A 15,443-nucleotide genomic window follows, 5' to 3' on the forward strand; every position below is an offset into this window, starting at 1 on the left:
AATCTCCATTATAACCAGTTTTCTTGATAAACGTCTTCTTTAAAACCACATGTAAGCTTGTCGCCATCAACTATCAAAGGTCGCTTAATTAGCTTACCATCATGTGACATTAATTCTGCAGCCTCATCAATTGTCATATCAGCTACCTTGTCTTTTAGATGGGCTTTACGATAGTTTTGACCACTAGTATTAAAGAAATAACGCAGACCTCGATCTTGGTGTGCAGTCATCCAATCAACTAGATCTTCTTTTTTTGGAGGTTGTTCAACTAAATCTTGAAAATCATACTTTACGTTATGATCTTGAAGCCATTTCTCAGCTTTACGAGAAGTTGAACAGCGCTTATATCCGTAAAATTTAATCATAATAAATAGCTCCTTTCGCAAAGTTATTAATCTAAGTATATCGCAAAGTGATATTTTTTATATAAAATATACTAATAATATAAGGAAAAACCAAAACTTGAGTTAATTATCTAGAAAGCAAAAAATTATAAAATTTACCCTTGAATTTTGAAATTTAATTCCGTATAATAGTCTATGTTCTGTTAAGGACAAACAGGTTGGTCTGGTAGCTCAGCTGGATAGAGCAACAGTCTTCTAAACTGTGGGTCGTGAGTTCGAATCTCACCCGGATCATAATAGACGAAAGGTTTTACGTTTTATGGAGCGTAAAACCTTTTTGTTTTACAGTGATGCACAATTATTGAAGCTTAGTGCAATATTTGCTAGTATTTACTGGTATTTTAGAAAAAAGGTTGAATTTATGCGAAAAGAAGAAACCCAAGAGTTGGCAGTGACAGCTATTTTTACAGCGATCTTACTTCTTCAAACATTTGTCCCTTTGATTGGCTACATTCATATTTTGCCTGGGTTACCGGCAATCACTACGGTTCCATTGACCATAGCTGTTTACGCGTCGTTAATGGGTCCAAAAGCAGGGGCTTTTTTTGGACTATTTTGGGGAATAACTAGATTGATTATGGCTTATGCGGCTCCAAGCGACTTAATCACAATCATGTTGTTTCAAAATCCTTTTATTGCACTGATCCCAAGGATGGCAGCAGGTTTTTTGCCAGGAATTATTAGTAAGAAAAAGTCAGGGATGATATCTTTTTTTATTGCTGGACTTAGTGCATCTCTAGCTAACACGCTGTTAGTGATTTTGTTAACAGATCTGTTTTATTTACAGAATTCAACAAAATTGATTAGTACTCTTGGAATGACCAACAACCAGCCATTGATTATAATGTTGTTAATTGCTTTAGGAACCAATGGCATTATTGAAATGATTTTTACAGGGGTCTTAACTCCAATAGTTTTAAAACCGCTAACTAAATTAATGCAAAAAATGTGATCTTATAAAAAAAGGGGGGTGTAAAGAGTGTTCGATTATCGTAATAACTTAAAACGAATTTTACAGAACACAGCTGGCGATGAGAAAAGCTTAAAAAACGGCTTAGCAGCTATCAAAACAGTGTTACAAATGAAGGGCAATGAAGACGGTCAAACGCCAGTTTCAACTGATGATGAAGAAGTGGAGTTGGTTAGAAATCTTTTAGACGAGTTAACTCGATTATTGCAAGTACCTGGAGATGAGGTAGCAAAAGACAAAGCAATTAGTAATATTCACAAATTGACTTTTGTTAAGGGTGTTGCTAAAAATTATGGGAAACAGCTCAGCAAGCTAGAACTTGCTATTAATAAGTCGATTACGACAAAAGAAGCTATTAATTCTAAAATTTTTAGGGATGCAGTTACGCCAAAGAAGCAAGCGATCAAGGACTATCGCAAAGGGAGAAGATATACTGTCATCCGGTTAGTCTCAGGTGCAGAATTAATCAATGATAATGGCGAAGTTGTCTATACAGTAAAAGAATCACAAGTGCATCCATTAAATTTAAAGAGTGGGGACATTGTTGAAGCACTTGAGGATAAGCAAAATCCAAATTATGAAGCGGAGATTCTTCGTGTTGTAGGTTATCGTAAACTGCGTACGCGAGACTATGATCAAATCGAAGATTTTAAATATGCTGTTGTGCAGGGAAAAGCAGGTCAATTAGCAATCACGCGTAATATTAATGGCCAGAAACTTAAGATCAGAGGTAAGAATGTAGTCATTCCAGTTGATAGCAGCTATTATCAAGGCGAAAATATTCATCTAGAAGATGGTTCAATAGTCGATCTCGCTTGGTATACAGGTGACGTTAGGCTCAAGAAAAATCCAGCTGATGCTGTGCAAATTCGGTGGATATATCAAACTGAAGCCGAAAAGAGAGCTGGTGTTAAGAAAAAGACTAAAGAAAAAACTGAAAGTGAACAAAACCTCACAAAGCTTGATTTAGATTTACACTATCAACGTGTAGGAATAGCGGTTGGAGATAATCAGAATGAACAGATGCTCGAAGGCATTGTTCAACGCTATAATGGTATTCCCATTCCAATTAATGCTTTTGATGGCAAGAAAAAGGCTATGGAACGGCAAATAAAAGAACTGGATCTAGTAATTCTTGTAACTGCCTTTGCAGCTCATGACGCCACTTGGAATATTCGCGAATTTGCTAGCAAATATGGTGTAAAGTTTGCTGTCAGTTCAAGCAAGGGTTATCAATCATTTGAACGTGCGCTATATCGAGCAGCTAATGGCTTGCCGGCATATGAAGGAACTCAAACCATCAAGTATGAAGTTCAAGATCAGTCATAAAAAAACTTTAGGTTTTTTCATTGCGAAAAATTGTTCAAGGTTGTAGAATATAGTAGTTGTATTTGTGGAGACCTCCACATCTGCAACCGCACAGTACGAGGTAACAAGTTCTTTGAGGTAGAAGACACCTCGTTTGGCGAGTCTAAGTATTTTTTTCGGAGGTGTACAAATGTACGCAATTATTAAGACCGGTGGTAAGCAATACAAGGTTGCTGAAGGCGATGCTATTTTCGTTGAAAAGCTTGATGTTGAAGCAGGTAACGAAGTAACTTTTGATGAAGTTGTTCTTGTTGCAGATGGCAAGGATGTTAAGGTTGGTACCCCATTAGTTGAAGGTGCTAAGGTAACTGCTAAGGTTGAAAAGCAAGGTAAGGAAAAGAAAGTTGTAACTTTCAAGTACAAGCCTAAGAAGCACTCACATTCAAAATATGGTCACCGTCAACCTTACACTAAGGTTACTGTTGAAAAGATTGAAGCTTAATTTTAGAGGTGAAATAGTATGAATATTTTTGGTTTGAAATTATTTGCCCACCACAAGGGTGGTGGTTCTACTGCCAACGGTCGTAACTCAGCTGGTCGTCGTTTAGGCTCAAAGGCTGCTGATGGTCAAACTATCCATGCAGGTTCAATCATCTACCGTCAACGTGGAACTAAGATCCACCCAGGTAAGAATGTTGGTAGAGGTGGAGACGATACTTTATTTGCATTAGTAAATGGTGTTGTTAAGTTTGAACGTCTTGGTAAATTCAAGAAGCAAGTTTCAGTTATTCCAGCTGACGAAGCTAAATAATCGAAAGATAATTTGCGAGGCAGAATTGCCTCGCTTTTTTAATGGTTGAATATTTTTTACCTAATACAGATTGTTCTGTATAATAGATTAAAAAGTTGATTTTGAGGAATATTAATATGGAACAACAGCAAGAACTTTTGACGCTTTTAAATCGAAGAATTAATGCAGTGACAGCGCTTATCAAACAACAAGATGCTGATGCAATGATTATCTATAATCAAGCTAATTATCGATATTTAACAAATTTTACAGGTGAAGAAGCAGAATTGATTTTGACCAAAGATGGGGATCGCTATTTGTTGTCGGATTCCCGTTTTGCTGATCAGATCAAAGCTCAAGCACCTGGTGAAATGACGGTCATAATGAAACATGATCATAATTATCGGGAAATTAGCAAGGTATTGCAGCAAATACCGGCCAAGCGTGTTTTGGTAGAAGGTGAATTTGTCTCTGCGATTGATTTTCAACATTTGCAAGAATTAAATCCAAATTCAGATTTAATAATGTGTGAAGAGTTAGTCGAACGAGTAAGAAATATTAAAGATGATCTTGAGATTGCCGCCTTAAGAAAAGCTATCGCAATTTCGATGGAAAGCTTTAATGGAATTTTACCAATGATAAAGCCTGGTGAAAGCGAACGAGCAATTGGAGCTAAGCTAGATTATCTGTTTAAGGTAAACGGAGGTGACGGCCCATCTTTTGAAACGATCATTGCCTCTGGTGAAAGATCGGCATGGGCTCACGGTGTTGCTAGCGATAAAAAACTTCGCTTAGGCGAATTAATTGTAATCGATTTTGGTAGTTTCTATAACGGTTATGCCGCTGATATTACTAGAACGGTCGCACTTGGTGAAGTTGATCAAGAATTAAAGAAAATCTATGACATTGTTCATGAGGCTCAGAGACGAGGAATTGCAGCAGCCAAAGTTGGAAATACTGGAGCTGATGTCGATCGAGCTGCTAGAGATTACATTAATGAACAGGGATATGGACAATATTTTGGTCATGGAATTGGTCATGGTATAGGTTTAGAAATACATGAATTATGTCAACCGGCATTGCCTTTTAGAAAACAAGCCTTAGTAAATAAGATGGTGCATACAGTTGAACCAGGAATATATTTACCAGGAAAGGGCGGAGTTAGAATAGAAGATGATGTTTTGATAAATAACGATCAGCCAGAAGTTTTATCAACTTTGCCAAAAGATGAACTGCTTTCACTATAGCCAAAATTGCTCCAAATTGGTAACATATGTAATGTAGAAATGAGGGAACAACTATGACAATGATTTCAGTTAACGAATTCAAGAATGGATTAACCATTGAATACAATAATGATTTATGGCGAATTGTTGAATTCCAACACGTAAAGCCAGGTAAAGGAAGTGCCTTCGTACGTTCTAAGCTTAAGAGTTTAAGAACAGGTGCAGTTCAAGAATATACTTTCCGTTCAACTGCTAAAGTTGAAACTGCAGATATCCAAACTAAGTCAATGCAATACCTTTACAATGATGGTTCAAGCTATGTCTTCATGGATACTAATACTTACGATCAATTAGCAATTCCAACTGAACAAGTTGAAGAAGAAAGTAAGTATTTGAAGGAAAACATGAATGTTTCTGTAATTACCCATGAAGGTGAAACACTTGGTATTCAATTACCAAATACTGTTGATTTAGCAGTTGCTAAGACTGAACCAAATATTAAGGGTGATACTTCTTCTGGTGGTGGTAAGCCAGCAACTATGGAAACTGGTTTGGTTGTAACAGTACCATTCTTTATCAATGAAGGCGACGTATTGACTATTAATACGAGCGATGGTACTTACGTATCACGTGCTAACAAGTAATCTAGAGTTGAGGTAACAAAATGGCAGATAGTTCAAAAATTCTCTTAATTGGCGAGGAAAATGGCGAACAAATAAAAATCGATCCCAGTGTCCTTGAAGTTATTTTGGGCATTGCCGCTGAAAAAGTAGATGGCGTTGTTGGTATGAGAGGCAATCTTACCTCTGGTATTAAACAAATTTTAGGCTTAAGCGATCGTGGCAAAGGTGTCAACATTAGCATCGATCAAGAGCAAAAATTGATTGCAGATGTATATGTTTATGTTCAAGCTGGTTTAAACGTACCATCCGTTGCTTTGAAATTACAAAAAGTTCTTAAGACTCAACTTGTACAAATGACGGATTTAGAGTTAAAAGCAATTAATATTCATGTTGTCGGCTTGATTTTTAAAGATGAACAAGAACAAGCTGAGAAAGTGACAACTGAGTTATTTCCGGAGGATGGGCAAGAGTGAGAATGAATCAACACGATAGTCGTAGAATAGCCATGCAAGCAATTTTTTCAGCTAATCAAGCCAAAGAATTGTCAGCGAGTGAAGTAGAGGCTAAGACAATGTCCGTACTCAATTTGAAAGAACTTTCTGCTTACTCTCAAGCTTTAATTGCAGGAATTATTGAACATCGGGATGAGTTAGAAGCTGATATTACTGATCACTTAAAGGCTGGATGGCGTTTATCAAGAATCAATGCAATCGTTGTTGCAATTCTTGAAGTTGCTTTATATGAAATTAAATATAGAGAAGAGATTCAGCCGAAAGCAGCTGTAAATGAAGCTTTAAATTTATGTGATGAGTTTGCTGATCCTAAGGCAAAACCATTTGTGAATGGAATTTTGGCGAACTTTGTTAATGAATAATTGAAAGTCGGCAGGTAAACTGCCGACTTTTTTACTACAGCGAGGATTGAGATTGATGGGAAAAATACTTGATGGCAAAAAAGTAGCACAAATTAAAAGTGAAGAATTAAAACATACAGTTGAAAAGTTGGTTAGTGAAGGTAAAACGCCACATTTTTGTGTAATTAATATTGGTGCTGATCCTGCTAGTAAGGTCTATGTTGCTACGAAAGCACGTCGAGCTAAGAAATTAGGGATTATAGAAGAAACATATCAACTTCCAGCTGAAACTACCGAAGCGGAAGTAATTGCTTTAATTGAAAAATTAAATGCTGATCCAGAAATAACTGGAGTTATGGTGCAACTACCAGCTCCAGATCACATTGATGTTGACCATTTAATGGCAACGATTGATCCTGAAAAAGATGTTGATTGCTTGACTCCTGCCAATACAGGTAGATTATGGATTGGTAATCATTTTGTTGAACCGGCAACAGCGTCAGGAATTATCACTTTGCTAGATTATTATGACATCGACCTAACAGGCTTGAATGCTGTAATCGTAGGTCGTAGCAATATCGTAGGAAAGCCTTTAGCTGCTCTATTGTTAGAAAGAAATGCCAGTGTTTCAATTTTACATTCAAGAACTAAAAATTTAGCTGAACACACTAAAAATGCAGATATAGTGGTAGCAGCAGTGGGACACCCTAAATTGATTACTGCAGATATGGTTAAGGAGGGTGCAATCGTAATTGATGTAGGAATTAATCGAGTTGATAAACATTTGATCGGCGATGTAGATTTTGATGAAGTAAGTAAAAAGGCAGCTTGGATTACGCCAGTTCCAGGTGGTGTTGGTCCATTAACTGTTGAGTCACTAATGGAACAAGTGGTTAAATTAGCGATGAGGCATAAAAATGACAGAGGATAAATACTTATCTGTAACGGACTTAAATTTTTATATCACGCAAAAGTTTAAAAATGATCCATATCTGCACAAAGTCTTTTTACAAGGTGAATTATCTAACTTTAGGTTTCGACGTAATTCGCATCAATATTTTTCACTCAAAGATGAAAAATCAAAAATTAATGTTGTAATGTTCCGTACTTACTTTGACAAAGTTAAGTTTAAGCCAGAAGAAGGAATGAAGGTTTATCTGACGGGATACGTCAGTGTTTATGGTCCGCAGGGGAGTTATCAATTTTATGCAGAGTCAATGGAGCCAGCTGGGCTGGGAGCTTTGTATGAACAACTAAGACAATTACAAGAAAAGTTAAGTAAAGAAGGACTCTTTGCACCAGAGCATAAGAAGCCATTACCTCATTTTCCAGATCGGATTGCAGTTGTAACCAGTGCCTCTGGAGCTGTGATTCATGATATTATGGTAACAGCCAATCGACGATTCCCTCATGCCGAAATAGATCTGTTTCCAGCACAAGTTCAGGGTGAAAATGCTGCTGATAGTTTGGTCAAAGCAATGCAACAAATTGCCAGCCATGAAGACGACTATGATGTGATGATTATCGGACGTGGTGGTGGATCGTTGGAAGACCTGTGGCCATTTAACGAAGAAAAAGTTGTACGTCAGGTTTATGATATGAAGATACCAGTTATTTCATCCGTAGGTCATGAAACTGATACTACCTTGTGTGATTTAGTTGCAGATGCAAGAGCGGCGACTCCGACGGCTGCGGCGGAGTATGCCACACCAAATTTGGCAGATGAATTAAGTAATATTCATCAATTACAAAGTCGTTTATTGGCAAGCATGCAGGGAATTATTAGGACAAGACGAGAAGCGTTGACGAGAATAAATAATTCGATTGTTTTGCGTGAACCTACCAGACTTTATGATCAACATATTCAAACTGTAGATTTGCTGAAACAACGGTTATATACTGCAACTAAAGGACGGTTGTTTGCAGCTAGACAAGAGTACAGACTGTTAGCTCAAAAACTGAATTCTAATACACCAGCTAAAAAAATAGCTGATTTACAAAAAGAACGGACTTTTTATGATGCGCAATTAAAAGCTAACATTAGAAATGTAGTCAAAAATAAGCGTGCTGATTTTGGAAAATTAGTTCAGCAGTTAGATGATTATAGTCCATTAAAAACCTTAGACCGTGGATATAGTTTTGTTACCGATCAAGCGGGTAGTACGATTAGTTCAGTTGAAAAAATTTATCCTCGAGATAAATTAACTGTCCACCTAAGTGATGGCCAAGTTCAAGTTGAAGTTAAAGAAGTAAGGAAGAAGTAACATGTCAGCAAAAAAGAATAATTTTGAAGAACAATTAGTTGAATTACAAAAAATTGTTACTAATCTTGAAAACGGAAATGTCCCATTAGATGATGCTTTAAAACAATTTCAAGATGGCGTTAAGTTAAGTCGACAATTGGATCAAAAGCTTACTCAAGCTGAGGAAACAGTTGCTAAGTTAATTGACAGTGATGGAACTGAACATCCATTAGATCCAAATGATGCTTCAGCACCGGAGGAATAAAATGTTAGATTTTACTAGTTTTCAGAAAAAATGGACACCAATAATTAATGATTACTTGACTCAACATCTAACTGATGAAGTTGAAAATCCAAAATTTAGAGAAATTATGTTGTACTCTGTGGTGGCAGGGGGAAAAAGATTGCGTCCATTACTGTTTTTGGCTACCTTAGCCACACTTGATCGGCCTATCGACTCACGAGAATTAAGAATTGCTTGTGGAATAGAATTGATTCACACTTATTCATTGATTCACGATGATCTTCCAGCAATGGATAATGATGATTATCGTCGAGGACGTCTTACTAGCCACAAAAAATGGGGTGAGGCTGAAGCTATTTTAGCAGGAGATGCACTTTTACCATTAGGGGTACAATGGATTGCAGAAGGAAGTCAAGATTACCGCTTAGCTACAATAATTACCGCTGCTGTAGGAGCTAATGGTATGGTTGGTGGGCAATATCTCGATATTGATTCTACAAACAATGATCAAGTTGCAGATGATGTTAAATTGATCGACCAGATGGAATGGTTGAAAACTGGATGTCTGATTGAAGCTTGTGTTAAATTAGCTACGACATATGCCGATGCCAGTGATACTATTCAAACTGACTTGATTGACTTTGCAAGAGCATTTGGCCGGGCATATCAAATTTATGATGACTTAGTAGATGTAGTTCAGACAAGTGAAGAAGCCGGAAAAGCAACTCATAAAGATGAAGCTGTTGGCAAGAATAATACACTTACCCAACTTGGAATTGATAAGAGTAGAGCTGAATTGCAAGCTTTAATCGATCGTGCACAAAGAGATCTAACTAATGTCAATGGTGATCTTCTAAATGGATTTTTAGCTTTATATCAAAAGGTAATGTAATGGCAAAAGAAAGAGCAGATGTTTTATTAGCTCAGCAAGGGCTATTCAATTCAAGAACGCAAGCTCAAAGAGCAATTATGGCAGGATTGGTTTCTGACCATAATCATCAGCGTATCGATAAGAGTGGAACAAAATTCCCAGTAGATGAGAAATTTTATGTTAAAGATGATGGAAAAAAATATGTCTCTCGCGGAGGATTTAAGTTAGAAAAAGCACTTAAAGTTTTTGACATTGATTTAACAGATAAAATCTGTTTAGACATTGGGGCATCTACAGGTGGATTTACTGATGTAGCTCTACAAAATGGTGCAAAGATGGTTTATGCCTTAGATGTAGGGTATAACCAACTAGCTTGGCAGCTTCGAGATGATCCAAGAGTTGTAGTAATGGAAAAGCAGAATTTTCGTTATAGCAAACCTGAGGACTTTGATCAGGGGATGCCAGATTTTGCGATGACTGATGTTTCTTTTATTTCTTTAGATTTGATTATGCCACCAATGCTCCAAATTCTGAAAAATGGTTGTGATGCTGTTTGTTTAATCAAGCCACAATTTGAAGCAGGACCAGAAAACTTAGGAAAAAATGGAATCGTTCATGATCATCAAGTTCATGTTGCGGTGATTGAGCATACAATTGCAGAAGCTAGAAAGATCGGCTTCAATGTTATAGGGCTTGATTATTCACCAATAAAAGGTGGTAAGGGGAATATTGAATTTTTGGTTCATTTACAAAAAGACGAAACTAACGGAGGACAGTTATTGCTAAGTGAATCAGCATCAGAGGTAGTAGCTAGAGCAGTTGCTGGATTATAGGTGATAAGATGCTAGTTGAACTAGATATAAAAAATTTCGCAATCATAAAGACCCTAAAAGTGCGATTTCAAGAACATATGACTGTTTTGATCGGAGAAACCGGTGCTGGTAAGTCGATTTTGATTGATGCCGTCTCACTGTTATTAGGTGGTCGTGGTCAAAAAGAGATGATTAGATCAGGGGAAAGCAAGGCAGTTATTACAGGCTTGTTTGAACCAGAAGACCAAAAAGCTAAAATTGCTGAATTATGTGAAGAATATGGCTTACCTTATGATGATCAATTGGTGATCAGTCGTGAATTAGCGGCTAAAGGTCGAAACGTGGTTCGTATCAATGGTCAATTAACTACAATTAATGTTTTACGCGAGATTGGTAATTACTTAGTTGATATTCATGGGCAAAATGATCAGCAGGTTTTAATGGATCAAGAACGACAAATTGATTTAGTTGATAATTATGCTGATGCTGAATTCAAAAACTTGTTAGCTGATTATCAAACTGATTATGAACAGTGGCGAAAACTAACGGCACAGTTAACGCAATTGCGTAAAAATTCTCAAGAATTAGCACAAAAACAGGATATCTTACAATTCCAACACGATGAATTAGAAGCGGCTAATTTAAAAGATCCTCACGAAGATGAATTGCTAGAAGAAGAATTCAATGAGCTAAATAATTACCAAAAGATTGCTGATACTGCCAATTATTTTATGCAATTGTATGACGATGATGAGCATGGTCTAGATACGCTTCTGAACGATGCCCAAGAAGCAGCAAACAATTTAGGAAATTATGGTAGCAAATTTAAGGATTTTAGCAAAACTGTAGATGAAGCAGTTTACGCTTTGGGAGATGCGCGTAGTGAATTATCTGACTTGATGGATCAGATGGATTTTGATGAAGAACATTTTCAATATGTTACTAATCGGATAGATACTTTGAATTCTTTGAAGAAAAAATATGGTCCGAGTTTAGAAGATGTTTTTGATTTTTATCAAAAAGTGCAAGCTGAATTAAGTCAGTTTGAGACCGGAGGATTAGATGAAGGAAAATTACGGTCTCAAGTTGCTGAAATTGAGAATCGCTTAACCGAAAAAGCTAACAAGTTACATAGTATGAGAGAACTTTTAGCACGATCTTTGGAAAAACAAATCAAGAATGAATTAGCTGATCTTTACATGGAAAAAGCCCGTTTTTCAATCAACTTTGAAGAAACTAAAACTTTTACCCCTAAAGGGACCGATAATATTACTTTCTTGATTGCTCCTAACCCTGGTGAAGAATTGATGTCACTTGTAAAGATTGTATCAGGTGGTGAACAGTCTAGATTGATTCTTGCTTTGAAGTCAATCTTTAGTAAGGTTGAGCCCGTGGGGACAATGATTTTTGATGAAATTGATACTGGGGTTTCCGGTCGAGTATCTGCCGCGATCGGTCGCAAGATGCACTCAATTGGGGAAATAAAGCAGGTTATTGCTATTACCCACTCACCTCAAGTAGCGGCAGCTGGAGATCAGAGATACTTAGTTGCCAAAGAAGTTAAAGATGGTGCAACCTTTACCCAGGTAGGTCCGTTATCAAAAGAAGAAACAATAACTGCAATTGCCCAAATGATGGCCGGAAGTGATGTCACTGATGCTGCTAAGCAAAATGCAGTTGACTTAATGAAGAGCTTTAAAAAATAGTTTAATTTCAGATTATAGCGTTTCAAAACTTGAAAATAGTGTTAGCTTAGTGCAAAATAGACATATTAGCATTTTGTAGGGGAGTTTGGCATGGCAGATAAAGGTTTATTACTAGTCCTATCTGGTCCTTCTGGTGTTGGAAAAGGAACAGTTAAAAGCGCAATCGTTGAAAAGAAAGTTTTTCCATTTGAATATTCTGTCTCAATGACGACAAGAAAGCCTCGTCCAGGTGAAGTAGATGGAAAAGATTATTATTTTGTGACTGAAGAACGATTTAAACAAGCAATTAACGACGGTGAACTTTTAGAATATAATAATTATGTTGGCAATTATTATGGTACGCCATTAGCACCAGTCAAGAAGATGCTGGAAGAAGGCAAGGACGTATTATTGGAAATCGATGTTAATGGTGCTCAAAAAGTAAGAGAAAAAATGCCAGATGGAGTTTTCATTTTTCTTACGCCACCAGATTTGCATACGCTTCATTTACGTTTAGAACATCGAGGTACTGAATCTGAGGAGGTTATCCTTGGTAGAATAGAACAAGCTCGAAAAGAAATTTTGGTAATGCAAGATTATGATTATGCAGTAGTGAATGATACTGTTGCTAATGCAGTTGATCATATTAAAGCAATTGTTGATGCTGAACATGTCAGTGTAAAAAGAGTTATTGACGACTATCGTAAAATGGTAATGGAGGATTAGTTTATGAGAGTTACATATCCATCAATTGATAAATTACTTGCTGAAGTTGATTCACGTTATTCATTATCAGTTTTGGCTGCTAAGCGTGCTCATCAACTTGAAGCCGGAGACCCACCAACTTTAAGTAAATTTGTTTGTGATAAAGCGGTAGGTCGTGCTTTAGAAGAAATTGAAGCTGGCACGGTTACAGTTGAAGGTGAATAATTAGCGTAATTTATATTAGCTATTTATAGTTTAAAACAGGCTGGGTCAGTCCCAGCCTGTTTTTGCTAAGGAAGGAAGATTCAATGATTGCTCAAGTAATAGTCGATATTGCAGCTAAACAGACCGATCGAATATTTGAATATCATATTCCCGATGAATTAGAAGGAGTCGAACTTGGATCACGAGTATTTGTACCCTTTGGTCCTCGAAAATTACAGGGCTTTGTCGTTGGAATCGTAGATCATAGCGAATATCAGGGTAAATTGAAAGATTTGCTATTAGTAGTCGATGAACAGCCACCTTTGACTCAAGAGTTAGTTGAATTATCAAAAGCTTTGGCCAATAAAATTTTCACTTATCGGATTTCTATTCTAAAAACTATGTTGCCTGCAGTAATGCGGGCTAACTATCGAAAATTACTCACTCCAACTGATGAAATAACAGCTAAGCTTCCGATTTTTCAGGGAGAAGCCATTGATTTAAATAAAGTAACCGATGAAAAAATGAATGCATATTACCGTAAGTTACTAAAGAATGGTCAGGCTAAAGTTGAATATGTCGTGGGCAATCAGGCTAAAGCTAAAACAATCAATACCTATAGTCTTACCGAAAAAACTGACGAATACGAAAAAATATATAATTCATTAAGGCAGAATGCTGTGAAGCAAAAGCAATTATTAATGGATATGATTGAAGATGCTTCAAATTATCCTAAAACGCAGGAAGCAATTGAATCTGCCTTACAAATCACTACAAGTGTTTTATCGAATGCAGTAAAAAAAGGCTGGTTAAAGAAGAATAGCGTAGAAGTCTATCGAGATCCTGAAGCTGATATTATCCCAAAAGCTAAAAGAGTTCAGTTAAATGATGAGCAAACTGGGGCGCTTAATGAGATATCACAAGCTATTAATGAGCATTTGGCAAGGACGTTTTTGCTTGAAGGAGTTACTGGAAGTGGAAAAACAGAAGTCTACTTGCATGCCATTGAACAAACGCTAAACCAAGGAAGAACTGCACTGATGTTAGTACCTGAGATTTCTTTAACGCCTCAAATGGTTAATCAGGTTAAAGCACGTTTCGGGCAAAATGTTGCGGTCTTGCATAGTGCACTTTCAAAAGGCGAAAAATATGATGAATGGCGTAAGATTCGTAGAGGTGAAGTGAAAGTAGTTGTTGGTGCAAGAAGTGCGGTTTTTGCGCCTCTAAAAAATCTTGGCCTTGTTGTAATTGATGAAGAACATGAAAGTTCGTATAAGCAAGAAAGCGATCCTAGATATCATGCTAGGGATGTAGCGCTTTGGCGGTGCCAGTACAACGATTGCCCCCTTGTTTTAGGGAGTGCAACTCCATCTTTATCGAGTCGAGCTCGAGCCCAAAAAAACGTTTATAAATTATTGCGTTTGACCAAAAGAGCAAACAAAAAGCAATTGCCTGCGGTTAAGCTGATTGATCTGAAACAAATACAGTTTGCAGGTTCCCAGTTTGATTTTTCCGTAGAATTGATTGAAGCAATTAAGGAACGCATACAAAAAAGGGAACAAGTAATTTTGATGCTTAATCGGCGTGGCTTTGCTAATTTTATGCTATGTCGCGAGTGCGGCTATGTTATGAAGTGTCCTAATTGCGATCTTTCACTGACAATGCACAAAGATACAGCATCAATGCAATGTCATTATTGTGGCTTTACTACCAAAATTCCACAAGCTTGTCCAAATTGTCAAAGTCGCCAGATCCGTTTTTTAGGAAGTGGTACTCAGAAAGTTCAAGAAGAACTTACAGAATTGATACCTGATGCTAAAATCTTACGTATGGACGTTGATACGACTCGTAAAAAAGGAAGCTATAAGCGAATTTTGGACAAGTTTGCAGCACATGATGCAGATATCTTGCTAGGTACGCAAATGATTGCCAAAGGGTTAGATTTTCCTAATGTTACGCTAGTAGGAGTCATTAATGCAGATACCGGACTGTGGGTACCAGATTATAATGCTTCTGAAAGAACTTTTGAACTATTAACTCAAGTAGCAGGTCGAGCAGGTCGAGCAGAAAAATTGGGCGAAGTATACATTCAAACCTATAATCCTGAGCATTATGCAATTCGCCTTGCTGAAAAACAGGATTATGAGCAATTCTATCGTTACGAAATGAATGTTCGCCATGCTGGTAATTATCCACCTTATTATTACACCATTCTAATTTCGGTGGCTTCAGCTAAAGAACAAAATGCAGCTAAAGAAGCTTTTCGAATTAGAAGAAAATTGCAGTCTAGTTTGAGTTCAACTACAATTATTTTAGGTCCGACGCCAAGCGCGATTTCTCGGCTAAAAAATCAATATTATTATCAAATCCTGGTAAAATATAAAAAAGAAACTGGGTTAATTGCATTGTTGCATGAAATTCAAGACGCTGCTCAGGAAATCAAAAAATATGGCTTAAATGTCTATATTGATAATGAACCAGAAAGAATAATGTGAGAGGTATAAA

The 15,443-nt window shown here is 36.9% G+C and carries 18 protein-coding genes, 1 tRNA gene and 1 other annotated feature; of the genes, 18 read left to right on the forward strand and 1 reads right to left on the reverse strand.

Going from position 1 to position 15,443, the window contains the following annotated elements:
- Positions 1–8 precede the first annotated feature (8 nt).
- A complete protein-coding gene (locus BN52_RS00205; RefSeq protein ID WP_008471989.1) occupies positions 9–365 on the reverse strand; it encodes an arsenate reductase family protein in 357 nt (118 codons plus the stop codon).
- Between the two features lie 199 nt (positions 366–564).
- On the opposite strand from BN52_RS00205, the gene BN52_RS00210 reads away from it, so the two are divergent.
- From BN52_RS00210 to priA, 18 genes are all read left to right on the forward strand, one after another.
- Positions 565–638: transfer RNA gene (locus BN52_RS00210), tRNA-Arg, on the forward strand.
- 127 nt (positions 639–765) lie between these two features.
- The gene (locus tag BN52_RS00215; RefSeq protein ID WP_008471990.1) at positions 766–1,356 is read left to right on the forward strand and encodes an ECF transporter S component; all 591 of its coding nucleotides are present in this window, start codon (positions 766–768) and stop codon (positions 1,354–1,356) included.
- A gap of 27 nt (positions 1,357–1,383) precedes the next feature.
- A complete protein-coding gene (locus BN52_RS00220) occupies positions 1,384–2,703 on the forward strand; it encodes a DUF2325 domain-containing protein (protein ID WP_008471991.1) in 1,320 nt (439 codons plus the stop codon).
- A gap of 74 nt (positions 2,704–2,777) precedes the next feature.
- Positions 2,778–2,857: a sequence feature (ribosomal protein L21 leader region), on the forward strand.
- Positions 2,858–2,872: 15 nt separating this feature from the next.
- A complete protein-coding gene (rplU, locus tag BN52_RS00225) occupies positions 2,873–3,184 on the forward strand; it encodes a 50S ribosomal protein L21 (protein ID WP_008471992.1) in 312 nt (103 codons plus the stop codon).
- A gap of 18 nt (positions 3,185–3,202) precedes the next feature.
- Positions 3,203–3,493 (forward strand): 50S ribosomal protein L27, encoded by a 291-nt coding sequence (gene rpmA, locus BN52_RS00230; RefSeq protein WP_008471994.1) that lies wholly within the window; start codon positions 3,203–3,205, stop codon positions 3,491–3,493.
- Between the two features lie 116 nt (positions 3,494–3,609).
- Positions 3,610–4,719, forward strand: a complete 1,110-nt coding sequence (locus BN52_RS00235) for a M24 family metallopeptidase (RefSeq protein ID WP_008471996.1) — start codon at positions 3,610–3,612, stop codon at positions 4,717–4,719.
- Positions 4,720–4,772: 53 nt separating this feature from the next.
- Positions 4,773–5,342, forward strand: coding sequence for an elongation factor P (gene efp, locus BN52_RS00240; protein WP_008471997.1), 570 nt, complete (start codon positions 4,773–4,775; stop codon positions 5,340–5,342).
- A 20-nt stretch (positions 5,343–5,362) separates the two neighbouring features.
- On the forward strand, positions 5,363–5,794 hold the full coding sequence (locus BN52_RS00245) for an Asp23/Gls24 family envelope stress response protein (protein WP_008471998.1): 432 nt from the start codon (positions 5,363–5,365) through the stop codon (positions 5,792–5,794).
- A 2-nt stretch (positions 5,795–5,796) separates the two neighbouring features.
- Positions 5,797–6,195 (forward strand): transcription antitermination factor NusB, encoded by a 399-nt coding sequence (gene nusB / locus BN52_RS00250; protein ID WP_040473260.1) that lies wholly within the window; start codon positions 5,797–5,799, stop codon positions 6,193–6,195.
- Positions 6,196–6,250: 55 nt separating this feature from the next.
- Positions 6,251–7,105 carry a bifunctional 5,10-methylenetetrahydrofolate dehydrogenase/5,10-methenyltetrahydrofolate cyclohydrolase gene (locus tag BN52_RS00255; protein WP_040473257.1) on the forward strand — a complete coding sequence of 285 codons (855 nt, stop codon included), beginning with the start codon at positions 6,251–6,253 and terminating at the stop codon, positions 7,103–7,105.
- Entirely contained in the window at positions 7,092–8,438 is a 1,347-nt protein-coding gene (gene xseA, locus BN52_RS00260; protein ID WP_008472001.1) for an exodeoxyribonuclease VII large subunit, read from the forward strand. The genes BN52_RS00255 and xseA overlap by 14 nt, the downstream gene beginning before the upstream one ends.
- 1 nt (position 8,439) lies before the next feature.
- Positions 8,440–8,682, forward strand: coding sequence for an exodeoxyribonuclease VII small subunit (locus tag BN52_RS00265; RefSeq protein ID WP_008472003.1), 243 nt, complete (start codon positions 8,440–8,442; stop codon positions 8,680–8,682).
- Between the two features lies 1 nt (position 8,683).
- Positions 8,684–9,553 (forward strand): polyprenyl synthetase family protein, encoded by an 870-nt coding sequence (locus BN52_RS00270; protein ID WP_008472004.1) that lies wholly within the window; start codon positions 8,684–8,686, stop codon positions 9,551–9,553.
- On the forward strand, positions 9,553–10,365 hold the full coding sequence (locus BN52_RS00275; protein ID WP_008472005.1) for a TlyA family RNA methyltransferase: 813 nt from the start codon (positions 9,553–9,555) through the stop codon (positions 10,363–10,365). Before BN52_RS00270 ends, BN52_RS00275 begins: the two co-directional genes overlap by 1 nt.
- Positions 10,366–10,373: 8 nt before the next feature.
- Positions 10,374–12,050, forward strand: a complete 1,677-nt coding sequence (gene recN / locus BN52_RS00280) for a DNA repair protein RecN (protein ID WP_008472006.1) — start codon at positions 10,374–10,376, stop codon at positions 12,048–12,050.
- Between the two features lie 90 nt (positions 12,051–12,140).
- Complete coding sequence (gene gmk, locus BN52_RS00285; protein WP_008472007.1) at positions 12,141–12,755, forward strand: guanylate kinase; 615 nt, start codon at positions 12,141–12,143, stop codon at positions 12,753–12,755.
- Between the two features lie 3 nt (positions 12,756–12,758).
- Positions 12,759–12,959, forward strand: coding sequence for a DNA-directed RNA polymerase subunit omega (gene rpoZ / locus BN52_RS00290; RefSeq protein WP_008472008.1), 201 nt, complete (start codon positions 12,759–12,761; stop codon positions 12,957–12,959).
- Positions 12,960–13,042: 83 nt separating this feature from the next.
- On the forward strand, positions 13,043–15,433 hold the full coding sequence (priA, locus tag BN52_RS00295) for a primosomal protein N' (RefSeq protein WP_008472009.1): 2,391 nt from the start codon (positions 13,043–13,045) through the stop codon (positions 15,431–15,433).
- Positions 15,434–15,443 lie beyond the last annotated feature (10 nt).

Source organism: Lactobacillus gigeriorum DSM 23908 = CRBIP 24.85 (assembly GCF_000296855.1).
Classification (GTDB): domain Bacteria; phylum Bacillota; class Bacilli; order Lactobacillales; family Lactobacillaceae; genus Lactobacillus; species Lactobacillus gigeriorum.

What these genes read in the sequence shown, in the direction of transcription:
- BN52_RS00205 (WP_008471989.1), bottom strand. Translation starts at nt 365, where the DNA reads ATGATTAAATTTTACGGATATAAGCGCTGTTCAACTTCTCGTAAAGCT.
- BN52_RS00215 (WP_008471990.1), top strand. Translation starts at nt 766, where the DNA reads ATGCGAAAAGAAGAAACCCAAGAGTTGGCAGTGACAGCTATTTTTACA.
- rplU (WP_008471992.1), top strand. Translation starts at nt 2,873, where the DNA reads ATGTACGCAATTATTAAGACCGGTGGTAAGCAATACAAGGTTGCTGAA.
- rpmA (WP_008471994.1), top strand. Translation starts at nt 3,203, where the DNA reads ATGAATATTTTTGGTTTGAAATTATTTGCCCACCACAAGGGTGGTGGT.
- BN52_RS00235 (WP_008471996.1), top strand. Translation starts at nt 3,610, where the DNA reads ATGGAACAACAGCAAGAACTTTTGACGCTTTTAAATCGAAGAATTAAT.
- efp (WP_008471997.1), top strand. Translation starts at nt 4,773, where the DNA reads ATGACAATGATTTCAGTTAACGAATTCAAGAATGGATTAACCATTGAA.
- BN52_RS00245 (WP_008471998.1), top strand. Translation starts at nt 5,363, where the DNA reads ATGGCAGATAGTTCAAAAATTCTCTTAATTGGCGAGGAAAATGGCGAA.
- nusB (WP_040473260.1), top strand. Translation starts at nt 5,797, where the DNA reads ATGAATCAACACGATAGTCGTAGAATAGCCATGCAAGCAATTTTTTCA.
- BN52_RS00255 (WP_040473257.1), top strand. Translation starts at nt 6,251, where the DNA reads ATGGGAAAAATACTTGATGGCAAAAAAGTAGCACAAATTAAAAGTGAA.
- xseA (WP_008472001.1), top strand. Translation starts at nt 7,092, where the DNA reads ATGACAGAGGATAAATACTTATCTGTAACGGACTTAAATTTTTATATC.
- BN52_RS00265 (WP_008472003.1), top strand. Translation starts at nt 8,440, where the DNA reads ATGTCAGCAAAAAAGAATAATTTTGAAGAACAATTAGTTGAATTACAA.
- BN52_RS00270 (WP_008472004.1), top strand. Translation starts at nt 8,684, where the DNA reads ATGTTAGATTTTACTAGTTTTCAGAAAAAATGGACACCAATAATTAAT.
- BN52_RS00275 (WP_008472005.1), top strand. Translation starts at nt 9,553, where the DNA reads ATGGCAAAAGAAAGAGCAGATGTTTTATTAGCTCAGCAAGGGCTATTC.
- recN (WP_008472006.1), top strand. Translation starts at nt 10,374, where the DNA reads ATGCTAGTTGAACTAGATATAAAAAATTTCGCAATCATAAAGACCCTA.
- gmk (WP_008472007.1), top strand. Translation starts at nt 12,141, where the DNA reads ATGGCAGATAAAGGTTTATTACTAGTCCTATCTGGTCCTTCTGGTGTT.
- rpoZ (WP_008472008.1), top strand. Translation starts at nt 12,759, where the DNA reads ATGAGAGTTACATATCCATCAATTGATAAATTACTTGCTGAAGTTGAT.
- priA (WP_008472009.1), top strand. Translation starts at nt 13,043, where the DNA reads ATGATTGCTCAAGTAATAGTCGATATTGCAGCTAAACAGACCGATCGA.